Source organism: Brevibacillus laterosporus, assembly GCA_007833815.1.
Lineage (GTDB): Bacteria > Bacillota > Bacilli > Brevibacillales > Brevibacillaceae > Brevibacillus_B > Brevibacillus_B laterosporus_D.
The window spans coordinates 4,362,864-4,385,040 of sequence record CP033464.1 but is presented as its reverse complement, the minus strand read 5'-3'; the positions used below and the strand labels follow the sequence as shown (position 1 = coordinate 4,385,040).

The 22,177-nt window shown below is 36.9% G+C and carries 24 protein-coding genes and 4 pseudogenes; 19 read left to right on the top strand and 9 right to left on the bottom strand.

Going from position 1 to position 22,177, the window contains the following annotated elements:
* Nucleotides 1-29 precede the first annotated feature (29 nt).
* On the top strand, nt 30-923 hold the full coding sequence (locus EEL30_21270; GenBank protein ID QDX94581.1) for a hypothetical protein: 894 nt from the start codon (nt 30-32) through the stop codon (nt 921-923).
* A gap of 321 nt (nt 924-1,244) precedes the next feature.
* Here EEL30_21270 and EEL30_21265 read toward each other — a convergent pair whose 3' ends face one another.
* A complete protein-coding gene (locus EEL30_21265) occupies nt 1,245-1,454 on the bottom strand; it encodes a hypothetical protein (protein QDX95849.1) in 210 nt (69 codons plus the stop codon).
* Nucleotides 1,455-2,294: 840 nt separating this feature from the next.
* Between EEL30_21265 and EEL30_21260 the strand changes: the two are divergent.
* Nucleotides 2,295-2,856 (top strand): annotated as a pseudogene (locus EEL30_21260) (Crp/Fnr family transcriptional regulator).
* Nucleotides 2,857-2,863: 7 nt separating this feature from the next.
* Here EEL30_21260 and EEL30_21255 read toward each other — a convergent pair.
* From EEL30_21255 to EEL30_21245, 3 genes are all read right to left on the bottom strand, one after another.
* Complete coding sequence (locus tag EEL30_21255; GenBank protein QDX94580.1) at nt 2,864-3,268, bottom strand: DUF4386 domain-containing protein; 405 nt, start codon at nt 3,266-3,268, stop codon at nt 2,864-2,866.
* A gap of 21 nt (nt 3,269-3,289) precedes the next feature.
* Nucleotides 3,290-3,583 carry a DUF4386 domain-containing protein gene (locus EEL30_21250; GenBank protein QDX94579.1) on the bottom strand — a complete coding sequence of 98 codons (294 nt, stop codon included), beginning with the start codon at nt 3,581-3,583 and terminating at the stop codon, nt 3,290-3,292.
* Between the two features lie 1,176 nt (nt 3,584-4,759).
* Nucleotides 4,760-5,158: a hypothetical protein gene (locus tag EEL30_21245; GenBank protein ID QDX94578.1), complete on the bottom strand. Its 399-nt coding sequence runs from the start codon at nt 5,156-5,158 to the stop codon at nt 4,760-4,762.
* Between the two features lie 430 nt (nt 5,159-5,588).
* On the opposite strand from EEL30_21245, the gene EEL30_21240 reads away from it, so the two are divergent.
* Nucleotides 5,589-5,813 carry a hypothetical protein gene (locus tag EEL30_21240; GenBank protein ID QDX94577.1) on the top strand — a complete coding sequence of 75 codons (225 nt, stop codon included), beginning with the start codon at nt 5,589-5,591 and terminating at the stop codon, nt 5,811-5,813.
* Between the two features lie 123 nt (nt 5,814-5,936).
* On the opposite strand, the gene EEL30_21235 is transcribed toward EEL30_21240, so the two are convergent.
* Nucleotides 5,937-6,197 carry a hypothetical protein gene (locus EEL30_21235; protein QDX94576.1) on the bottom strand — a complete coding sequence of 87 codons (261 nt, stop codon included), beginning with the start codon at nt 6,195-6,197 and terminating at the stop codon, nt 5,937-5,939.
* 47 nt (nt 6,198-6,244) lie between these two features.
* On the opposite strand from EEL30_21235, the gene EEL30_21230 reads away from it, so the two are divergent.
* Entirely contained in the window at nt 6,245-6,526 is a 282-nt protein-coding gene (locus EEL30_21230) for a hypothetical protein (GenBank protein QDX94575.1), read from the top strand.
* 332 nt (nt 6,527-6,858) lie between these two features.
* A pseudogene (locus EEL30_21225) lies at nt 6,859-7,122 on the top strand (hypothetical protein).
* 129 nt (nt 7,123-7,251) lie between these two features.
* Here the strand turns inward: EEL30_21225 and EEL30_21220 are convergent.
* Nucleotides 7,252-7,575, bottom strand: a complete 324-nt coding sequence (locus EEL30_21220; protein ID QDX94574.1) for a hypothetical protein — start codon at nt 7,573-7,575, stop codon at nt 7,252-7,254.
* A gap of 18 nt (nt 7,576-7,593) precedes the next feature.
* The gene (locus EEL30_21215) at nt 7,594-8,391 is read right to left on the bottom strand and encodes a hypothetical protein (protein ID QDX94573.1); all 798 of its coding nucleotides are present in this window, start codon (nt 8,389-8,391) and stop codon (nt 7,594-7,596) included.
* A gap of 151 nt (nt 8,392-8,542) precedes the next feature.
* Between EEL30_21215 and EEL30_21210 the strand changes: the two are divergent.
* From EEL30_21210 to EEL30_21200, 3 genes and pseudogenes are all read left to right on the top strand, one after another.
* Nucleotides 8,543-8,866: pseudogene (locus tag EEL30_21210) on the top strand (YolD-like family protein).
* Between the two features lie 161 nt (nt 8,867-9,027).
* Nucleotides 9,028-9,457: pseudogene (locus EEL30_21205) on the top strand (N-acetylmuramoyl-L-alanine amidase).
* A 37-nt stretch (nt 9,458-9,494) separates the two neighbouring features.
* On the top strand, nt 9,495-9,989 hold the full coding sequence (locus tag EEL30_21200) for a hypothetical protein (protein QDX94572.1): 495 nt from the start codon (nt 9,495-9,497) through the stop codon (nt 9,987-9,989).
* Nucleotides 9,990-10,076: 87 nt separating this feature from the next.
* Here the strand turns inward: EEL30_21200 and EEL30_21195 are convergent, their stop codons facing one another.
* Together EEL30_21195 and EEL30_21190 are read right to left on the bottom strand one after the other, a co-directional pair.
* Entirely contained in the window at nt 10,077-10,286 is a 210-nt protein-coding gene (locus EEL30_21195) for a hypothetical protein (protein QDX94571.1), read from the bottom strand.
* 469 nt (nt 10,287-10,755) lie between these two features.
* Nucleotides 10,756-11,415 (bottom strand): DJ-1/PfpI family protein, encoded by a 660-nt coding sequence (locus tag EEL30_21190; protein ID QDX94570.1) that lies wholly within the window; start codon nt 11,413-11,415, stop codon nt 10,756-10,758.
* Between the two features lie 149 nt (nt 11,416-11,564).
* Between EEL30_21190 and EEL30_21185 the strand changes: the two genes are divergently transcribed.
* The 11 genes from EEL30_21185 to EEL30_21135 all read left to right on the top strand — a co-directional run bounded on the left by EEL30_21185 (nt 11,565) and on the right by EEL30_21135 (nt 22,143).
* Nucleotides 11,565-12,452 carry a LysR family transcriptional regulator gene (locus EEL30_21185; protein QDX94569.1) on the top strand — a complete coding sequence of 296 codons (888 nt, stop codon included), beginning with the start codon at nt 11,565-11,567 and terminating at the stop codon, nt 12,450-12,452.
* A gap of 223 nt (nt 12,453-12,675) precedes the next feature.
* Nucleotides 12,676-13,170 (top strand): MarR family transcriptional regulator, encoded by a 495-nt coding sequence (locus EEL30_21180; GenBank protein ID QDX94568.1) that lies wholly within the window; start codon nt 12,676-12,678, stop codon nt 13,168-13,170.
* Between the two features lie 104 nt (nt 13,171-13,274).
* A complete protein-coding gene (locus EEL30_21175; GenBank protein QDX94567.1) occupies nt 13,275-13,661 on the top strand; it encodes a DoxX family protein in 387 nt (128 codons plus the stop codon).
* A 241-nt stretch (nt 13,662-13,902) separates the two neighbouring features.
* On the top strand, nt 13,903-14,526 hold the full coding sequence (locus tag EEL30_21170) for a nitroreductase family protein (GenBank protein ID QDX94566.1): 624 nt from the start codon (nt 13,903-13,905) through the stop codon (nt 14,524-14,526).
* Nucleotides 14,527-14,859: 333 nt separating this feature from the next.
* The gene (locus EEL30_21165; protein ID QDX94565.1) at nt 14,860-15,645 is read left to right on the top strand and encodes a thymidylate synthase; all 786 of its coding nucleotides are present in this window, start codon (nt 14,860-14,862) and stop codon (nt 15,643-15,645) included.
* On the top strand, nt 15,645-16,163 hold the full coding sequence (locus EEL30_21160; protein QDX94564.1) for a dihydrofolate reductase: 519 nt from the start codon (nt 15,645-15,647) through the stop codon (nt 16,161-16,163). The genes EEL30_21165 and EEL30_21160 overlap by 1 nt, the downstream gene beginning before the upstream one ends.
* A 192-nt stretch (nt 16,164-16,355) precedes the next feature.
* Nucleotides 16,356-16,931 carry a sigma-70 family RNA polymerase sigma factor gene (locus EEL30_21155; protein QDX94563.1) on the top strand — a complete coding sequence of 192 codons (576 nt, stop codon included), beginning with the start codon at nt 16,356-16,358 and terminating at the stop codon, nt 16,929-16,931.
* Nucleotides 16,921-18,021: a hypothetical protein gene (locus EEL30_21150; GenBank protein QDX94562.1), complete on the top strand. Its 1,101-nt coding sequence runs from the start codon at nt 16,921-16,923 to the stop codon at nt 18,019-18,021. Before EEL30_21155 ends, EEL30_21150 begins: the two co-directional genes overlap by 11 nt.
* Before the next feature lie 14 nt (nt 18,022-18,035).
* Nucleotides 18,036-20,342, top strand: a complete 2,307-nt coding sequence (locus tag EEL30_21145; GenBank protein ID QDX94561.1) for a hypothetical protein — start codon at nt 18,036-18,038, stop codon at nt 20,340-20,342.
* Complete coding sequence (locus tag EEL30_21140) at nt 20,342-21,268, top strand: ABC transporter ATP-binding protein (GenBank protein QDX94560.1); 927 nt, start codon at nt 20,342-20,344, stop codon at nt 21,266-21,268. The genes EEL30_21145 and EEL30_21140 overlap by 1 nt, the downstream gene beginning before the upstream one ends.
* The gene (locus EEL30_21135) at nt 21,268-22,143 is read left to right on the top strand and encodes an ABC transporter permease (protein QDX94559.1); all 876 of its coding nucleotides are present in this window, start codon (nt 21,268-21,270) and stop codon (nt 22,141-22,143) included. Before EEL30_21140 ends, EEL30_21135 begins: the two co-directional genes overlap by 1 nt.
* Nucleotides 22,144-22,177: the final 34 nt, after the last annotated feature.

The window sequence follows — 22,177 nt, the reverse complement described above, 5'->3', positions numbered from 1 at the left end:
AAAAAACAAAAATATCAGGAGGAATTTATATGAAAAAATTAGCAGGTTTGGCTCTGTCTACTATGTTAGCTTTAAGTGCTTTCTCCATAGTTCCTGAAGCATACGCAAAAGAGCTTAATAAGGAAAAGGAAGACACAATTTCAGTTGTTAAAGACTACATGGATAAACACGTTCCTGAACTTATACATGATTTGGAAAAATTGAAATCAAAGAAGATAGAAAACTCGGAAGAAATTGAAAAAGTTATTGAGGAACACTACAAAAAATTCCCAGCACCACAAGAGATGAATGATTCATCTCTAAGTGTTGAAGATGTTTTCCCAGAAAAGTCAAAAGCACTAAAGCTTTATAATGCTAAGAATAAAAATAAATTTTCTGTAGGAAATTTTATGGAAAAACATAATAGTCCGGCTGGTTATGGTCAATTTATTGATTTTAATAAGAAAGATGGTGAATTAGTCGTATATGTAGGAGACGCAGGTGAGGTAATTATTCAATCTCTTAGCACAATTGAAGAGCCATCGTTAAACGCTAAAGAAGTCAAAGCAAGCGCTACAGCTAAAAAAACAGAAAGGAAAGAGTCTAGATACGAATTTTATAATGGATGGGGGTTAAAAGCTTTAGAAGTGTGGGCAAAGGGTCAATTTGAATATGACGGGAAAAAAGTAAAAGCAGTTTATAATGATGGAGATTGGAAAAAATATGTTGGTGGCACGATACTAACTGTTGATGAAAGAGCTTTGGGGAAAGTAAGAAACTTCTCTGAAGAAAAAGAGGAGTATTGCGAAGTATACACAAGACTAAGAGCAGAGGGTATCATAGGGTGGAAGTACTTTGGGATCACCCTAAATACCGAAATATTTGAGGTTTATGTAGGGTCTACAGTTAAGGGAAGTACTTATGGTGGAATAAACGAACTGTAATTAATAAAAAAAGGCTAGGTTATATTATCTAGCCTTTTTCCCCTTATAATAAAATGAATATGCAATTAGCATTAATAAAATTATTGTCATAATAATTTGAGTGAAAATAGCTCCTTTTGGAAATAACAAGCCGACAAGTACTATTACTGCAAATAAGGCTATAATTATAATGGTTAGCTTTTGCATCAGTCGTAAATACACCTAAACCCCTCCTTCCACACTTTACAATATAATAACATATTTTTCTTGTTTTTAAAATAATAACCTCCAGCAGTCTAAGCTAAAGGGAGGTCATGAGTTGTTTTAGAGCCTCAGCATCTCCTACAAAATAAACACATAGCCAGCATCTGCATCATATTGAAGATTCCTCACTGTAATCCTCGCATGTATGTCACTAATTCTTCTTACTCGCACCGTAATACTAGTTGGAAGTGTAGTATCACGGTATCCTCTAACTTTAATCTCTGCATTTAAGAATCCTGAATTAACTTGAATACTACATGGGAAATCTCTAACATGTCGAACAGACATTTGACTAGGGAGCAACTTCCTTGACGGAATAACAATTGAACTACCTAGTTTTTCGTTACCTTTTTGTCTAACAGTCAATAAACATGTGAGTTCACGATTTCTTTCCTTCTTCTCAATACTGAAAGTAGAAAGCAAACTCTTCACATAGGCAACTTTAATATTGGCACGAAGCTCTTTTAATCGCTCTTTCTTTTCAATAGTCAAGTTGGAAAATAGTTCTTGATGTCTTGCCACACGTACAGTCAATGAAGCGTCTAACTGGTTCATACGTGGCTTCTTCTCAATACTTATTGAACTTAATAAGGATGAAGCTTCTAACCTTCTTACTGTAAGTTCAGCAGGAACTACAGTTTCTCTGAGCTTCTTCTCAATGGTTAAAGAAGCTGACATTGAACTATTCCGTTTACCTACCACATCCATAGAACAACTCAATTCAGTACCAACTGATTTTCTTAGAATGGATAACTGAGCTGGTAAACCTTCAATTTTGTATTTACTGTTTACATCAATAGAAGCAGCAAGAGTATTCTCATCCTTAGCACGCACAGATAAAGTTGCAGGTAACTTACCCAAAGCTAGACTTGAAATAATCTTATAAAAGCCAACTTCTAAGATAGGAGGCGTTGAGGATTCTTTAGTTTGTAACTGAATAGTTGATTGCTCATTCTGTTCTTCTGCAAATAAAGGGTCCAGGGTTTGTTCCTTGCAAGATGGCTTCAGATCAATAGTACATCAAGACAGAGGACTGATGGTGAGTATATAATGATTAATGTATTGACAGTAAGCAGTAATCTACGAGATGAAAGGAGAGCAAAATGAAAAGAATATTGTTCAAAGTATTTGACTAGATTTACATCACTTAACGAAGAAGAACAACAGGCTATTGCTGAAGATATACTTATTGAGGAATATAAAAAAGGAACAGTTCTCCTTAGACAAGGAGATGTTCCCACTAAATGTTATTTCGTGTTGAAGGGATGCGTAAGGCAGTATTCGATTGATGAAACGGGAAAAGAGATCACATCCAATTTCTACACAGAAGAGCAAGCAAGTTCGATTTTCAATCATCATAAACTAGATAAGTCATCCGAGTACACCATTACGTGTCATGAAGACTCCGTATTGGTCGTTGGTGACCTAGATACCGAAAAAGACATGTATAACAAATACACTCAATTGGAATCAATGACACGCAAGATGATAGAGGAAAACTTTGGTCAGGTGCAAGATGAATTCGCTGCATTTATCGCTTCTACACCTGAAGAACGCTTCAAAGCACTATTACTGAAACGAACCTCATTTAATCGATCGTGTACCCCAACATCAATTGGCGAGTTATCTCGGTATTACCCCAGAGTCATTAAGCAGAATCAAGAAGCGGGTCCATAAAGATAATAATTAGGCAGATGTCACGCCTTTATAGAGACTTTTCCTCCTCTTAACAGCAACCATAATCCAAAGCCTAATTCTCCTACAATCATTGGCACAGTAAATACAAGTTTAAGTATCGTAATGATCCCATCGTATTGTGGAAGAAACGTATTACAGAGGTGAATGACAATATAGCCTATTGAAGCAATCAACAATAAGATGCTAATGACTTTAGGTATGTTGACTGATTTGAAAGCCAAACAGCCCACAATCAATAGATGCCCGCCAAAAATTAGTAAACCAATAGACCAGATCGAATCAAATGCTTCCAAATACAGCATCACATGTGCTTGAAGTTGATCGGTTTTAAATAATAATAAATAGTCTGTACTGTTTGAGAGAAGCAACACAAATATTAAATTCAGTATGGCAATTCCCAATATAGTCGCATAGGTAAGACGGAGCTATGCACCGAGCAATGAAAGACTTTTATTAATTGGCTTCAGGAAAATATAGAAAGCCCAGGCGACCACTATGTCACAGATCAGGATGATGACCCAACCAAAGATTTCAGCTTTGAAAAGCATATTTGATGACATGATGTTATGAAATGTGGTGCTGGCATCCTCTTGCACCACAAGGCTTCCATGGACAAAGCCACACGAAAAAAATGCAGCAAGTGTCATAATGATAAGCGATGTCCCAGCAGTTAGAGCAGTTTTTCGCTGATCTGTTAGTTCTTTTCCTGAGGTAACCATCAAATAACCCCCTATTTTTCTGAATTAATTTCATTGTAATACGCGGGTTATGACGGTTCATTGACTTAAATCAAGGGTGCGTATCATTTGGGGTTCATCATTATTTACAGACTGCGCGGTGAACCGTACCATAAGTAGATAAATCCCATTATTCCCCAAATTATAAAGTTTCAGGAGTAGAATTAACAGAAGAGCAGGTGACATTTTTTGAAAAAGGAATTAAAGCTGGTTTAAAGGATACAAGCAAATAAAAATTTCGAAAGGGGGGGCCAATGGATACATGCTGATAAGTATGAAAAAGCATTTAATCTATGGATTGAATATCTCTACTTTACCGAGTTTTACGATCAGGGAGTCTGTTCTTCTCGTTCTGAACGTGATGGGTCTGCCTTACCAGGCAATTCATTGGAGTATGGCATGATCAATCAACATGCACGATGGCTCTATAAGAAATTACAGGAAAAGCAAAAGAGTTAAAAATTGATGATGATACGTGGAGACAAGCAAAAATTGCGGCAAGCAGGTACAGCCAAGTAGAAGTTGAACGAATATATAAAAATAATAAGATGGAATGATGTTTTTATCAGATCATTTAAAGGAGCAATCAGTGATAGCAGAAAATAAGCATGCGTCCCATACGTCTATGGAAGCCTTTGAAGCAGAAGTAAAGTTTTATTGCTACCTCTATTTTTTATAGCGTAATTTTATCTATTAATGCAAATGGGGATTGAACCAATATTATGTAGGAGGAGTAACAGTGGCTCCCAGAGAAAATATGATAAAGTTTTTAAAACTGTGTATAAGAAGTTGGATACTATCGAAAGAAGAGAAGAAGCAATATATTTTGTAGATAGAATTTTAGCTTACGTTAAATATATTGCAAGTCACGCTGTAGAAAAAGAAGAGGTTGAATTTATTCTTTGACTCTGTTATACAACAATGTTGATAATTCATCAAAAAGAAAAAGGACCCGTTTTGAGGTCCTGTTCAATAAAATAAATAGGTGCTTTCACTCAGGTTTCTATGGTTTTGTTGGTTGAGCGGAAAGACCAATTATATCTGTGGAACCAAATAATAGCAATGCAATTAAAATAATTATTAATATTAATTCCGAGAAACCCTCTCCATCAAAATTATTCATTATGAGTTCACCCTTTTCCTTTCTTAAAAAACTCATCAATTATCCATTTTCTTTTTAAGTGCCTGAATAATCTCATCTACGGTCATATTTCCATTATCGTTAAGAAATTTCATCATGTTATCTACATTTTTATTGTTCAAATCGCCTAATGTAATGTACTTTCCCGTTAAGCTGACAATCATCGTAGCTTGTCTAAACAATTGAACAGCATCTACTCTTAACTTACCAGTTAAAAGAAGAACAGCCACAATGAGTTCTAAATTATTGCCATTCAGGCAGTGTAAAATTGATGAATTATTGGTTGACTGTTTCTTTTTTTTATTGGTTGACTGTTTCTTTTTTGCATTACTTGATGAATTATTGGTTGACCGTTTCTTTTTTACATTACTTGATGAATTTTGTGTTAACATATTATTTTTTTGAAAGGAATCCATTTATTCTTCCTCCCACCAAACATAGTTATTGCTCATACATATCGGTGTGAGGTGAGACTGTAAACTACAATTTCGCAAGTTTCACCCTTTAGTACAAAACAAATCCAGCAAGTGTACACACTGACTTTTTCATATAACAATCATATTCAAAGAACCGATTTATTGTGCTTGGTAAAAATTTTTTATTGCGTTAAACTGCCCGTTAGCTGAATAACAATTCAACAACATTCTTTAACAGAGCCTATTTTTTAGGAAATGGGAACGGGCAGACCCTTTTAATTCTTGATAATTATGTACATAACAAATTTGCATTCACACTATTTGCGTACAGTTATTTTTATGGTGATACACAAATATATTAGATCGAGACATTATAAACTCCGAATGGACTATCTACAATAAGAAGCTATCTAAGGAAGAAAAATGTCTATTGGAAGTTATAAAAAAACTAGATGATAAATCAGTTAGTATTCTTGAAAGTGTAGTTATTGCAATGCATCATTCACAAAATTCTGAGTGTACAGATCAATTAATATTTGTGTTTGTCCAAGTTTCGGAAACTAGCGGTTACTTTTCATCTATTGGTTTTGAAAAAGTTAGTCTTTTAAAGGGAATAGAGGTAGAAGTATGGTCTAAACGCTTTCCTTTCTGGTGAAGCCAATTACTATCATACCTCTTCCTAAATAGAAGACTTCATAATAAAAAGTTGATTTTATCAGATTAAATTTAATGAAGGTTTTTTAAAAGAACAGGAAAAGAGGTACTTCTGACTTCAGAACTATTTCAAACTGTCAATTGCAGTGGTAAGTTCTTTTTCGTTTATTGAAGGTAGTGACTCTGTTTCAAAAACATTTTTATACTCATTGTTCGAAGAGTCATGAGCATCTAAGCTGTTTTGTTCATTCAGCTTAAATAGCTGATTTGGCGTGTTGGGGATTAAAATGTTCTTTTTAAGTTCCTCATCATACTCACCATTTAAGAATAGTAGATAGTTGCCCTGTTCAATTTCTTGATTTTTCTCATCTACAATATTTGCCATAGCATTACCAGTGTCGAAACCGAAAATTAAGGAGAAGACTGGAGAACATGAAGTATTTAATCACTTTTATTTATATCGTTGTGGGAAAAATTCTCTTGTTTACATGTTTCGATCCCAAATTTTTTGGCTATACAATCCAGTACTATTTCAGCATCAGCATTTTTTATCTAATCCTTTTGGGAATTATAGTCATTTCAATAAAACGCATTTTGAACAAAAAAGTAGACAACGATCGTACTAATGTTTTTTTGTCATTAGCTATTTTCGTAAGTTATTGTTTCTTGACTTTGTGTGTAGGTAAATATATTGAACGCCACAATGCGAGCTAGCCACCCGTATTGTGGTCTTTTTTGCTCATGGCTCTGTCGTGGCGGCTGATGAATAGACCCCACCCAGTGCCGAATGAACCTATCATTCCACCAATAACATACTTAACCCATGTAATACAGCTACAAAGAATTTTCCAATTTATTTGTACTCACAAGAAAAGCTTAAATATTATACCCTAAATAACGCTTTAGCGTTACGTTGAACAGGTCGATTATGGTCAGATATCACCATGATTAACCTGTTTTTTGTTATTTTCGCTTTCTCTTACGGTTTTTTCAAATTCATTCGTAACTGTAGAATACCCTATAACGATATAGAGAGTGTGAGGGGCGTGAAGCGCAACTTTCAAGATGGACAGCACGACAACTATAGCGGGGGCGGTCAAAAGCCAATCATTGAAGAGGACGAGCTAGCCGAGTTTTGTTACAGGATACCTGACTCACGTCAGTATGACTATGCAATAACAATTAGTTGGTGGAAAGAGACAAAAGAAGGTCGAGGAGTAATTGAATCTGCATGGGGATGGGTAGAGAAGTTTGATTCAACGTTTAAACAGATCAAGTTAAAGAATGATGAGGATTTCTGGTGGATACCTGGTAACAAGGATACAGAAAACCCGTCAGTGCTACCGCTGACGGGAATTTTTTTATACTATATTATTTTCACACTATTTTTTTGGTGTCCACTTACTGGTAGCTTAACCCGATTAGTTTACTTTACATTGCTAATTATCGTCACTTATTTTAGAAAAAATCATATCAAACCAATTGCTCTCTATTAGGTGATTTACAACCTTTTCAATAGTTTCTCTCTTTGTATTATCGATAAGGACCATATCGCTAGACCAATAAAAAGTCCCATGCAATTTTTCTCCAGTTTCCTGATTTTGTTTTCTTAGTGATTCAATGTTTTGATAAGTAAAAAAAGAGGCAATCCATCGTGTGTTATCTGAAAACGTGATGATCACATCTGTGTTATCATCAAATACATCGGGAGGAGTTGCAAATTCTTCTCTCTCTATCCAAATCTTCTTAATTGATTTTTTCATAAGTAGTCCTCCTTTCAACTAATCATATAGTTTTCTTAAGCGTTTTAAAACTGTATCTTGATTATCCTTATTTGATTTACCTAATATTTCAAATGTATCGTTTTTAATTCTATAATACACTCTTGCTCCTGAATCTCCCCGAAGCTCCCAAACATCCCCGAATAAATGTCTGCTACCTTTTCCTGATTTCCCCCCTGCCAAAAACCTTTTTACTAAATTATTTGCATCGTCTTGTACTCGTTTATCTTTCATTGCTCTTTCTGTCTCCCGTAAGATGAGAGAATCTTCATCGATCCTAGATTTTACAAAATATTTACCAATCTTCTGTCGTCCTTTGAGGACATCATTTGCAAGATCGACTACATCATCACCGTATTTCTTCAGTAGGTCATACGTTTTTTTTCCGGCTTTCGCTCCTTTTCCAGCAGGGAATAGAGAGAGAATTGCGAATCCTTTCTCTACATCACTAGCTTTTGGATCAAAAATTGTTTTTACATCATCTAGAATTAAGAAATCCAGTCCTGCTTTGGCAGCGTCTAATAAAAAATTACCAGCATCAACTAACCATCTCTTACTAGAATCAATCCAATCAGAAGCCGTATCCTTTAAATCATCCCACCATGAATTAGAACTAGCTGAAGCGCTAGCTAGATATAACTGTTTACCTTCTTTTGATATTTGTACACTATCATTTTGAATATTACCTTGTAGATGATCATTGTTACGTTGCTCCTGTTGATTTTTTACAGCCATTACTTCTCTTGCGCTGTTCATATTTTGTCTGTAAGAATTTGAAGCACTAGAAACTGATAACATGTTAATCCTCCTAATATTTTTTTGAATAATAGTGAATATACAAATATATCCAAATAGTATATCGGAAGATTTGATGGGAATATTTAGTATAAAATAAAAAAATATATTTTTTAGTAAAAAAATGCATATATATAAATATATCGGAAAAATGATAGCTTCCTAAATTCTTGATCCACTTTTGCCAAAGCATGCTGAGATGTTGCGTCAACTTCACGAGGATAAAAAGCTGATTGAAAAGCCAATCATTGAAGAAGATGGGCTAGCCGAGTTCTGTTATCGGATATCTGAATCACGTCAGTTTGACTACGCTCTTACAATCAACTGGTGGAAAGCTACAAAAGGGGATAGAGGAGTAATCGAAACAGCGTGGGGATGGGTAGAGAAGTTTGATTCAACGTTCAAGCAGATCAAGCTAAAGAATGATGAGGATTTCTGGTGGATACCTGTTGAGGATGTAGTGAGCGTTGTTATTTAATGAGGAAAGTCGTCTCCTTTAATTAAGGAAACGACTTTTTCTTTTGAAAACATTGCAAACCATTTTGCAAACCAACTTCAAGGAACGCAAAGGAACACAACGGTATCAAAAATATGTAAGAAGTGACGTTTATGCTGACATGAAGGAGCGGAATGAAACAAAAAGATATTGCTCATCTAGTCATTCATGTAATGGAAGGTACATATGCTGGTTCCATTAGTTCGGCGCAAAAAGACCATGGTAGTAAAGGTGCTTCTTCTGCGCATTACTATGTAAGTGATGACGGAGATATCACTCAAATGGTTGATGATAGGAATATAGCAAGAAGTGCAAATCCATATACAATTGGTATTGAAAATGAAGGGTATGTTGATGATCCAAAATGGTTTACAAATATCATGTATAGAGAATCTGCAAAACTAGCAGCAATGTTAGCTTATACTTATGATATCCCTATAGTCAGAAAACACATTAAAGGGCACAGTGAATATCCGAATCAAACACACACTGATCCGGAAACATTGGCACTGGGATTACTACATGAAAAAGGTAAAGGTAACTTATGATAAATTTGTAGATGATGGTAGATAGTGAATTATAACTGCTATCAAATAAGGAGGATCGCAAATTGAAGAATCTGTTTTATTTGTTGGCAACATTTATTTTTCTTACAGGCTGTGGACAGGAAACGTCAACATCTCAACAAGAGCAAGAGTACAGGTTTCAATTCAATGGAATATCGTTAGGGGACTCTTACAATAAAATTGTAGGGTTATACGGAAAGCCGGAATCAGAAGATGAAAAGGGTGATATTAAATTAATCGCTTATAGAAGTAAAAAGGGGCTGTCAAATACTATTACTCTACAAAAAGATAAGGTAATAAAAAGTACCTCATACATGGAGTATCTTGAAGAAGAGAAATTGCCAAGAACAAAAGAAGATGTATTCAAAACGTATGGCACAGAATATAAAATGAAATTAAAGGATTGCTATGAATCAACTAAGTGTGAAAATTATGTTTACACATTTGAGAATGAGATTTTAGAATTTTTAACGTATTGGGATAACCAAAAGATCGATGTGGTAACGTTAAAAACGAAAGAATTTGATACTGCTCAGTAAAGAAGAACTCAAGTAATTCCACGTATCCTTTTGGTTTATGAATTCGTGGGTATTTTCAATAAGCTGAGAAACTGAATTCCAACATCCTTACATGAAAAATACATAGCTAGCATCTGCATCATATTGCGTATTCCTCACCGTAATCCTAGCATGTAAATCACTAATTCTTCTTACTCGTACTGTAATACTCTCTAGAATGGTAGTATCACGGAATCCTCTGACTTTAATTTCTGCATTCAGGAAACCAGAATTAACTTGAATACGACATGGAAAATCTCTAACATGTCGAACAGACATTTAACTAGAGAGAAACTTCCTTGATGGAATAACAATTGAGCTACCTAGTTGATCACTGCCTTTTTGCCGAACAGTCAATGAACATGCAAGATCACGATCTCTTTCCTTCTTCTCAATACTCAAACTGGAAAGTAGACTCTTCATAAGAACAACATTTATAAAGCTCCTTTAATCTCTCTTTCTGTCCTTTTTCTAGGGTGATCCTGAACGATTGCAGAATCGAATGGAGTGGGATTAATGGCTATAACTTTCGTTCTGTTAATTGGATAATCACTTTCAAGTCTTACAACACCAGAACAAGAAGAACAACGACGAAAAGATTGAGCATACATTTTAAAAAATTGAAAATCTATGAAAAAACGCGATCTTATCCCGTATGTTACGGAAAGAATCGCGTTTTTTATTCTTGAGACAACATGTTGTCTTAGCTTGATAGGCGTGATGTTAGAACATACATCCACTCAATAGGTTAGGCTTTAAAATATTCAATGTCATTTTTGTAATTGTCGTATGCAGCTTTATACTCCATAACGCGAGCTACTTCAGAAATAAAGGTTTCATCATAACCAGCTCTTCTCAACAAATGAAAGCCCATTTCCATGCCAGAAGCGATACCACCTGCAGTTACGATTCTGCCAGTATCGACTATGCGAGCACGACTGATTTTGCAGGCTGGTGCGATTTCCGCTAATCGATCGATTGGCACCTTGCCCATGTTTGTCGCTTCCAAATGATCTGGCTCTTTACGGTTTGTTGCAGGAATACCGTCCAAGAGTCCCATCCTACCGTAAATCCATGAACCAGTACATACACTTGTAAGTAGAGTTGTTTCGGGAAGAGATTGGATGTATTGGTGTAGTCGCTTATTATTCGTTTCTTGACGTGTGCCAAAGCCGCCAGGAATTAAAAATGCATCCAAATCGGGCATATCATTGAAGCTGTAGTTAGGGTGTACAGTAAGACCGGCTTGTGTCTGAATTGGTTTCATAGCGTCTGCAACAAGAAAAGCATCCAATTCTGGATCAAATCTTCTTGCCACCGAAAATACACCGTATGGGGCTGCGTAATCAATAACTTCTGCGTCCTTAAAAACGTACACACCTAATCTAAATCCTTGTTTTTTGTTCATTGTTTGTTTCTCCTTTTGCATTCTTATATTTTTGGGAGCAGTCTTTCATCTGCACGAAAATTAATATATCATTGAATTAACAATTTCACTTATGAATATATACAATAAAAGCTATTTTGTTTTTCGATATCAAGGAGGTTGTTTATACGATGATTGAATTATTGGAAGGGAAGTTTTTTAAGACATTTATTGCAGTGATTGAAGAAAATAGTTTTAGTCGAGCCGCAGATAAATTAGGGTATGTTCAATCTACTGTAACCACTCATATTCAGTTATTGGAACAAGCCTGTAAACAAAAATTGTTTCATCGATTATCCAGGGGTGTAAAACCTACAGAAGCTGGTTTGAGGCTTGCTACATTTGCGTACCAATTTATTCATTTAGGCATGTCTTTACAGGAGGCAATGAACGAACTGGATCAACCACAAGGAATTGTACATATTCGTATGCAAGAATCTTTCTTCTTAACGCGTATGTCTTCCCTTATTCAAGAATTTTTAGGTCAATATCCAAAGATAAAAGTAAGACTGGAAGCAGGATTTCAGCCAGATATTCTGAATCACGTTTTAAAACACGCTGTAGATTTTGGTATTGTTCCTCAAAATCCGCATCGTAATGATATTGTTTTCTATCCTTTAATAGAGGAAAAGCTAGTTTTTATCGCCTCTGATGCACTGGTACAAAGAGTTGAATCTAAAGGTCTAGATGCTCTAAATGATGAAATAGTAATAAGCTTCGGGACAAACTGTTTATACCATACTCAAGCTAGCAAGATTTTGCAGGAAGCTGGAATTGAGGGGAACACTGCACTGGAGTTTCCAAGTATTGAAATGATAAAACAATCTGTGAAAAGTGGAATTGGTTTTGCATTAATTCCGGAAATAGGTGTAAGAAAAGAACTTGAAGAAGGGCAATTCAAAACCTTGCCCTTATGTCCGCCAATTTTCTCGACACACGGACTTATTGTCCATAAAGATAGGGAGTTAAGCTTTCCTGCAAAATTATTCAAGTCGAAAATAATCAATCATTTTTCCTAGGAGACGAATACGTAACCGACACTGTGTAAATTTTTTATTTAGAAGAGTGAAAGCCTAATGTGGCTTAGTATAAACAATGAGTAAGTAGCAATAAAATGTTGACAACGGATGGAAAAGATAGTATTCTTCAGATATCTCAAATTTAAGATATCAAAAAATGAGACATATAGATTTGATAGTTGCAAAAGGTAAGATTAACTGTAAAAAGAAAGGAGAAAACAAAATGTTGAACAAGCAGGCAAAACAAATTGACTTGGAAACAGTCGATTCAAATAGAAATCAAGAGCAATCCCTCCATTTGTTCGTCGTGCTATCCCGTGCTTTTAACTGGGCGTCTGCTCACGTTCAGAAAGATATTCGACAATATGACTTAAATCCCACTGAGTTTGGCGTCTTAGAATTGTTATTTCATAGAGGCAGACAACCTCTTCAGCAGATTGGTGACAAGATTTTGATCTCCAGTGGTAACATTACCTATGTGGTAGATAAGTTAGAGAAAAAAGGATATTTGCTTCGTAAGCCTTGCCCAAATGATCGACGCGTTATCTATGCGGAATTAACGCAAGATGGAGAGCAGTTCTTACAAGATATTTTTCCGAAACATCAAGAGAAGCTGGCAGAAGCGCTCAATGGTCTTTCTTCAGAAGAAAAAGAGATTGCGATCGTTTTATTGAAAAAATTAGGGAAGTCAGCCCAAATGAATTTTGCTGATAAGTAGTGATGACGGTTGAGATAATAAAAAGAAGCATATTATCCATCTTTCGTATATATCTTTAATTAAAGATACTCAAAATAAAACATATTCCTAAGGAGGAAAAGAAAATGGATGCAGGACTTTTACTTATTCGATTAGTTGTAGGTCTCTTGTTTATTGGTCATGGTACACAGAAATTGTTTGGATGGTTTGGTGGGCACGGTTTAAAAGGTACGGCAGGCTGGTTAGAATCAATCGGTGTGAAACCTGGCTTGTTGATGGCATTCATGGCGGGAGCTAGTGAAGTGGTGGGTGGGCTATTATTTGCATCCGGTGTGTTTACTTGGGTAGGAGGAGCACTAATCGCTGTGACCATGTTGATCGCCATTTTCACTGTACATGGAAAAAATGGATTGTGGGTTACTCAAAACGGAATGGAATACAATCTGGTTTTGTTAGCGGTGGCTATAGGTGTCGCATTGATTGGACCAGGCGCTTATGCTTTATTCGCATAAGGTTGATCAGAAAATAGAGTAGTATCTACATTCACTCTCCATTATTGTATAGTAAAGAGGTAAATGACCACGTTTGCCAAGGTAAGTCCTGTAGGAAAAGGGCAATTGATGAAGCAAGAACGAAGTAGGTAGGAAGTGGCAGGAGAGAGTGAGGTAATTGTGGAGAGAACTTACTGTCCTCTCGCTTTCCTCCTCTTCCTGTAACTAATCGTTATACATAAAATGAGAAGAGGTAGTATACATGAATGATTTTACAAACATAGTTAAAAGTCGACGTTCCGCTAATAATTTCATAGAAGGGGTGGAAATCCCACAATCTGATCTTGAAGAGATTTTTGGTTTAGTTAAATATTCTCCTTCTGCCTTTAATCTTCAGCATACACATTACTTGGTAGTGACAGATCCTATCTTAAAAGAAAAGATTTATGAATCGTGCAAGCAGTATAAAGTACATACGTCTTCAGCGGTTATTCTGGTATTGGGGAATCGGAACGCTTATCAAGGAGTGGCTAAAATTAATGAAGGCATGCACAATCTCGGAATTCTGAGCAAACAAGAGCTAGATCGTACAATTGAAATTGTGACAGGGATGTATGAAGGTAGAGGCGAAACATTTATGAAAGAAGACGCGATTCGTAATGCAAGCCTATCTGCTATGTTGTTTATACTATCCGCAAAAGAAAAAGGTTGGGATACGTGCCCGATGATTGGGTTTGATCCAAGTGCTATTAAAGAAATTTTACAAATTCCTGATGAGTATGAAACCGTGATGATGATTACCATGGGAAAAGAAAAGATTTCGAGTCAACGTCCACGTGGCTATCGCAAGCCAAATGGAGAGTTTGTAAGCTACAACGGTATGTGAGTCGTAAAAACATTGCTAAAGCTGTCAAATCCGACATGCTTCAGCAATGTTTTTTATATAAGAGAATAAAAATCTAACAAATGACATCCCTACCTGTCTTCTGTCTTTTACTCCTTTTAACTATTTCGTTATATTTTTACTATCAACCAGCTGTGGTAATGAAATAATGTTATTTATCTGAATGAGATGGGAGTGTTAGCATCATGATTTTGGCGAAATTCCTGTTTTTCCAACAGAGTTTGATCAACAAAGCACATTTTGCGAAAAGCTTTTCAAGAACGCGATGTTTCGTTATACTGTCTTAGAGTTTGTAAGAAGGACGTGAACATAACGATGAGTCAAGCAGACATACAATACCTTGCTTTGGTGGAAGATATTTTAGAAAACGGATATTATGATAACAATCGGACAGGCATAGCTACGAAAAAACTATTTGGTAAGCTACTAAGCTATGATTTACAGAAAGAATTTCCGATCTTAACAACTAAATTTGTTGCGTTTAAGACAGCAGTCAAAGAATTGTTATGGATTTATAAGCATCAAAGTAATGATGTGAAGCTGTTGCAAGAGATGGGTGTACACGTATGGGATGAATGGGCTAAAGAGGATGGAACGATCGGAAAAGCATACGGCTATCAGATTGCAAAACACAAGCAAATTGACAAGCTAATCGATGGTCTGAAAAATGATCCTCAAGGACGCCGACATATTATTAGCTTATGGGATATGAACGATTTAGAAGAAATGGCGTTGCAACCATGTGCTTTCCAAACCATGTGGGATGTAGCGGATGGTTATGTAAACTGCACTCTTGTACAACGTAGCGGTGATATGGGCCTAGGTATTCCGTTTAATACTACCCAGTATGCTGTGCTCATTCATATGATCGCGCAAGTCACAGGTCTAAAGCCGGGAAAATTCCAACACTATATTAATAATGCACATATTTATGAAAATCACTTTGAAGGCTTACGCACACAACTAACTAGGGAGGCCTATCCAGCTCCTAGCTTCTGGATTAACCCCGAGATTACCGATTTTTATGATTTTACACCAGATGATGTGAAATTAATTGACTATAAACATCAGCCTAAAATTGCCATGGAGGTGGCTATTTAGTGCTATCAAGTATTTTTGCTATGGGAAAAAATCGAGTCATTGGTCAAGATAACCAACTACCTTGGCGGTTACCAGAAGATCTTAAGTATTTTCGCCGAATCACCACTGGGCATGCCGTTATCATGGGACGGAAAACGCATGAATCTATTGGGAAACCTTTACCTAATCGACGCAATATCGTGCTGACGACACAAACAAATTATCAGGCGGATGGCTGTGAAATCGCTCATTCGATTGAAGATGTTCTTGCACTGGTAGATAGCACAGAAGAAGCTTTTATTATTGGTGGGGCGGAAATCTACAAGCTGCTATTGCCGTACACGAATAAAATGTATATCACTCAGATTCAGCAGGAATTTAAGGGAGATGCTTTTTTTCCTACTTTTGATGAATCAGAATGGGTGCTAACAGAGAGGGCACCTGGTGTACAAAACGACGAGAATCCATATAAGTATGAATTTCAAATATATGTTCGTAGTGTATTGAATTGTAAAGAGTCTGAGAAATCAGGCCACTAGCAAGGGCAACAACTAAACATCTTTGCTCCCTTATTTTACTGGGAACAAGGATGTTTTTTTCTGTGCGTTTCTTTTTTTTTCCTTACGTATAAGAAAAAGTGCATATTTCACACTTTTTTTGATTCTGTCTGTGACCTTTTTTAGATATGATGCGTCAATTGGAGTAGAAACATACAGTGTGGAGGAAGAGGGATGGTAATGGCCGTTAAGCAGGACGGTAAGGAAAACCCGTCTGTTGCGATAGAGATTGATTACTATGAAGCGAGAGATTTCCCTGAGTTATATGATGAATATTTTGATCGAGTCAATCGATATTTACGATGTCGTGTACATAGTTCGTGGGATGCAGATGACTTGACCACCAGCGTATTTTTAAAAGCACTGGAGAAATTTGATCAATATAGCCGTAGAAGTCCATTTGCATCTTGGATTTTTCGTATCGCTCATAATACGTTTATCGATTTTGTCCGTAAGATTCGTGAATATCCTACAGAAGCAGAGGAATTATTGTTTATAGAAGCAGATGATGAGTATCAACCAGAACTGCGCGCTTTATCTAAAGAAGAAATGACTTTGTTGCGGACAAGGTTAAATATGTTATCACAGGATCAGCGTGATGTTTTGACGCTTCGTTTCTTTGCCGATCTAAAGATTTCACAAGTTGCGGAAGTGTTAGCTAAAAGTGAATCGTCCGTTAAGATGATCTCTCACCGCGGAATTAAAGTCTTGCAGAGTTTGTATGAGGAAGGTGATTGCCATGAAGGATGATCTACGTAATGCATCAGATCAGACAAATGAACATGAACAGACCGTGGTTGAACTCTTGTCGCATCTAAGTGATATGCGGAAGGCGGTTCCTGTTAACTATCGGTTAAAAGAAGATTTAAAGCGTAAATTAATGGAGCAAATGCATGGGCAAAAACAACCACAGCTTACGGTAGTTCGCCAGGAAGAAATGAAGCATAAAGATAAAAAGAGAATTAATCGTAAAAGAGGCTGGTATATGCTGGGGGGAGTAGGAACAGTTGCTTTGGCTGCTTTTTTGTATGTAAATGTGGCTCAAGCGGATGTTGATCTTGCCATATCTAAGTCATCTATCACTATTCCTAAGCTGTCTACTGATACGGCCGTGCTATCCTCAGACCTGCAAGTCGCTTATTTGCAAGCTGATAACAAATTACACATTATCAGTCAGTATGGTAGTGAAATAGATGCTCCTATTGAACTTCCACAACAAATTGGTACGTATGACTCCATAGCATGGAATTCTACAGGTAAGAAACTAGCTTTGACAGAGAACAGTAAAGATAAAAGTAAATTATGGATTGTGCAACTCAATCAGAGTAAAGAACAGAGTTATGCACCGCGACTTCTGTTAGAACAGGAGAATCGTCCATTGGTTGACCCTTCATTCGATCCTAAAGATGAATTTTTAGCCTATACAGTATTTATGCAAAATAATCCTGAGATTTGGGTGACCAATCTGCGTACTTTTGGCAAAGAAAAGGTAGCTGACGGTTCGAAGGCGACCTGGTCTCTCAATGGTCGTTACCTCTCTTTTGAACAGAATGGAGAAGTTAGTATTTTTGATCGGCAGACAGCGGAAATCAAGGAAAAAGTGAAAGGAAGCTCTCCGTCCTGGTTATCAGCTAAGCAACTTACGATTCTTTCACCAGAAGGAGTCCTGTTAATGGGTACGATGGATGAAACCATAAAAAACTGGAAAAAAGTAAAATTACCATCCAGTATTCATAAAGAATCAGTGAAGCGGGCTGAATGGACGAGCGATGGAAAGCACCTTTTAATTGTCACCACTGATCAACAAGATTTTATGTTTACGCCGCTTGATTTACAATAATAGGAGGAACATATATGTGGAAATGGATGGTAGCGATTGCGCTCGCTTTCATGGGATTTCAAGCTCCTGTTGCGTATGCGGCGGACAGAATTGAAATAAAGACAAAGGTCCCATTTGCTGAAGTAACGAGCCAAGATAATTTAATTCGCGTATATGCGGATATTACCAATAACGGAGATGCAGTTACTGGCGAACTACGATTTACGATTGAGGAGCTTTATGGAAGTAAAAGAAAGCTTCCTTATTTAAAAGAGATTACTATGCAAAAAGGGGAGACAAAGCACGTTTTCTTTGATTTACCCAGTGAAGATATACTAGATAATGGTAGTAGATTACGATTGGGGTTCTATCAAGGAGATCAATTGCTTGCCAAGGTAACACCCAGTTATCAGGTTAGAGAAAAACAGTCGGATCAAGTAAGCGTTGTTGTACTAGATCAACACGAAAATAGTATGCAATTTTTAAACCAAGTAAAACAAGAAAGTGACATAGACGACCAAAATAAAGAGTTTACGAAAGAATTGACCTGGAATAGTATGCTGGTCAGTAATATTATTCCAGAAGAGCTTCCTACCGAAACTCACGTCCTAAGTAATATCAATATGTTAGTGATTGGAGATATTTCAAAAAATAGTTTGTCATCTAAACAGATGGAAGGAATCAAAGAGTGGGTATATGCTGGAGGTAATCTATTGGTTTCAGCTGCTACCCCCTCTGAAATATTGGAATCTTTTAAAGAGTGGATGCCTGCTTTGATCAAGCAGCCTGGTGTCACAAAAGATCTATCTCCTTTTACAGAAATGGGTAAAAAGTCCGTTTTACCTGTTCAACAAATAGAGGTGTATAACAAGTCCTTGCCATTGTTCTCGACCCAAAAAGTGGGTTTAGGTACATTATTCTTTGCCAACTATGATGTGAATGCCCAGCCTTTGGCCTCTTGGGAATTTAATCGTCAGTTGTGGAGTAAACTGGTGTCTCAATATGAACTAAATAGCCAAGTCCGCTTTCCTTATTTAAATCGAAATCCTGCCTTCTATAATTTGGCTAATCATATTCCAGATGTTCATGTGCCTTCTGCCTCGTTGCTATTCTTAGTCTGGATCGGTTATGTATTACTAATTGGACCTATCCTGTATGTATTGTTAAAGCGTAGAGATCGTCGGGATTGGGCATGGGGCATTATCCCTGTCTCTGCCTTACTTGTTAGTGTTGGAGCACTTTCTTTTGGTAAGAATTTAATAGCGCCGAATGATAAGATCTACACAGTAAACCAGATTATTTCGATTAAACCTGATTTAGCGATTTTAAAATCTGATGCAACCGTGTTGAAACGTTCTGGGGGCGATATCAGATTAGATTCAAAAGATGGCTTGATTGTTCCAGGAAATCTTATGAAATACACACAAAAAAAAGATAGAGACAACCTAGCCTATACGATTCGTCAAAACGATCAAGGCCAATTTCAAACAACGATAAACCAAATTCCTTATATGACGCAAAAGCCGATTAATGGCGGAGGTTTGGTTAAAGATGTTGGCGAGATACAAGCTGATTTGTTATTTGAACAAGAGCATATCAAAGGCACGATCACAAACAAGAGTGTTTTTGATTACCAAGAGTTGTATCTTACGATGGGCGAGCGAAGAATGGAGCTAGGCTCTCTCGCAAAAGGGGAGACTAAGCAGATAAATGAAGAGGTAAAACCATTTTATAAACAAGATTTTTCCTTTGAAGAAAAGGCATATCCTACCCAAAATGAACGGCAAAAGGCTTTATTATACAATGATTCGTTGCAAGGGATGAGTAGTGTCAGCGGATTAAATCTGGTAGGCGTAAGTGAGAGCCCATATAAAGTGTTTACTACATCTGAACAAGGCTTTATACAAAACTATCTAACATTTGTTCAACAACCAATCCTGCTGAAACATGCTCAAACCAACCACATCACTTATCCATATGGGACGTTACGGGTTCGGATTCTTAGTACGGAAGGTAAAGTAGTAAGAGAAGATAATGAGACAGTCACTATGTTTAAGGGAAAAGTAACATATGGAGTACAAATTCCATCCAATGTAGAACTAACGAACGTGCTAGCTCCACTGGATAATCTTGCTTATCAATCTGTGAAGAAAGCTGTGTACCATGCGACTTCTCGAGAATGGAAAATACTTGATAGTAATAGCTCTTTGCAGTTAAAAACCAACCCACAAGAATATGTAAATAATGAAGGGTTTGTTTTGATTAGATTCATCTATGAAGGAGATTCACCTGTCTCCATTCCACAACCTGTCTTCCAGTTGGAAGGGAAGGAGAAACGATAATGATACAGACGCAGAATCTCTCCAAGCAATATGGGAAATTTGAAGCGCTAAAAAATGTGAATTTGTCCATCCAAAAAGGCAGGGTGTATGGATTTATTGGACCAAATGGTGCAGGAAAAAGTACGACAATGATGATTCTGGCTACCCTCCTGCCAGCCACCAGTGGGAAAGCTTATGTTGGTGGATATGATGTAGAGAAGGAGCCTAAAGAAGTTAAACAGTTACTAGGTTATATGCCTGATTTTTTTGGTGTTTATGATAACTTAAAAGCAACGGAATATCTTGACTTTTATGCACGTGCATACAATATTCCAGCGCGTAATCGTTCGAATTTAATAGCTGATCTGTTAGATTTGGTTAATCTCAGTAACAAAGCAGATGCCTATGTCGATCATTTGTCTCGCGGAATGAAACAGCGTCTTGGTTTAGCGCGTTGTTTGGTTCATAACCCAGAGGTTCTTATTTTGGACGAACCTGCTTCAGGTCTGGACCCACGGGCACGCATTGAGATGCGGGAGATCTTAAAGAAATTACAAGGAATGGGCAAAACGATTCTGATTAGCTCACATATCTTGCCAGAATTAGCAGAGCTCTGCGATGAAATTGGAGTTATTGAAAAAGGTCAGCTTATTGCAAATGGAGCCGTTAATGAGGTGAGCACGGAGACACGAGGTATCTCCATTATGCAACTAAAAACGTTGGGTAACCTAGAGCTTGCTGAACAAATTTTGCTTGCTTCTCCCTTTGTGAAACGCTTAGATAACAAAAATAGTCATTTCCGTTTTCATTTTACTGGTTCGCCGGAAGAAAAGGTTGTTCTATTGCAGCAGCTCATGCAGGCAAATGTTCCTGTAACACATTTTGCTGACTCACAAGAAAACCTGGAAGATGTGTTCCTAGCGATTACGGAAGGAGTTGGGAACTAATGGGTCATTTTTTTGGTAATCCGCTTATTTCGAAAGAATTGCGGGAGAGATTTCGCTCTAAAAAGACAATCTGGATTCTTTTCAGTTATTTAATGGTGTTTGGAGCTGTTTTGTTGGGGTATTTGACCATCATTGAGAAAACGGACACGGTCTTTTTAGGGCAAGGTGACAATCTATTTTTTGCAATGTCAGCTTTGCAATATGCCTTGATTTGTTTTATAGCCCCAGCGTTAGCAGCAGGGACTATTAGTGGGGAAAGGGAAAGGCAAACCCTTAATATTCTATTAACTACCCAGTTATCGCCTCGGCGGATTATTTTAAGCAAGCTGGTTACTTCATTGTCATTTATGTTTCTCTTGATTGTGGCTTCTCTACCACTTTACAGTTTTGTATTTTTGTATGGAGGAGTATCGCCATCTCAAATTTTTAGTATGATCCTATTTTTTGCTATCAACATTATGTTTTTTGGTTCGTTAGGTATCTTTTGTTCAACTTGGGTCAAACGAACAGGTGTAAGTACGATTACTGCCTATGGAATTGCCTTTTTCTTTGTGGTAGGTACAGCGTTTCTCTTGTACTTCTTGTTAGCGATTATTCGTTACTGGTATCCGGACACCGATTATGGAATAGAAAGCTTTTTTCTATTAAAGTGGCTATCCTATATTAATCCGTGTCTAGTCGGATCGCGCATTCTTGGCATCGATGTTTTTTCTTCCATTTCTATGAGTGAAGATTACTATTGGATCTATTTCGCCAGCTTTTATCTGGTGCTTAGCGTAGGGTTATTATGCTGGTCTGCTTACTTATTAAAACCAGTACGCCGACCATGGACAACACGTGAACAGGAAAGCAAGAGTGAAGGTGCTAGAGAATAGCCTGCGTGGTTGGTTTCATGCTATACTACCCAAA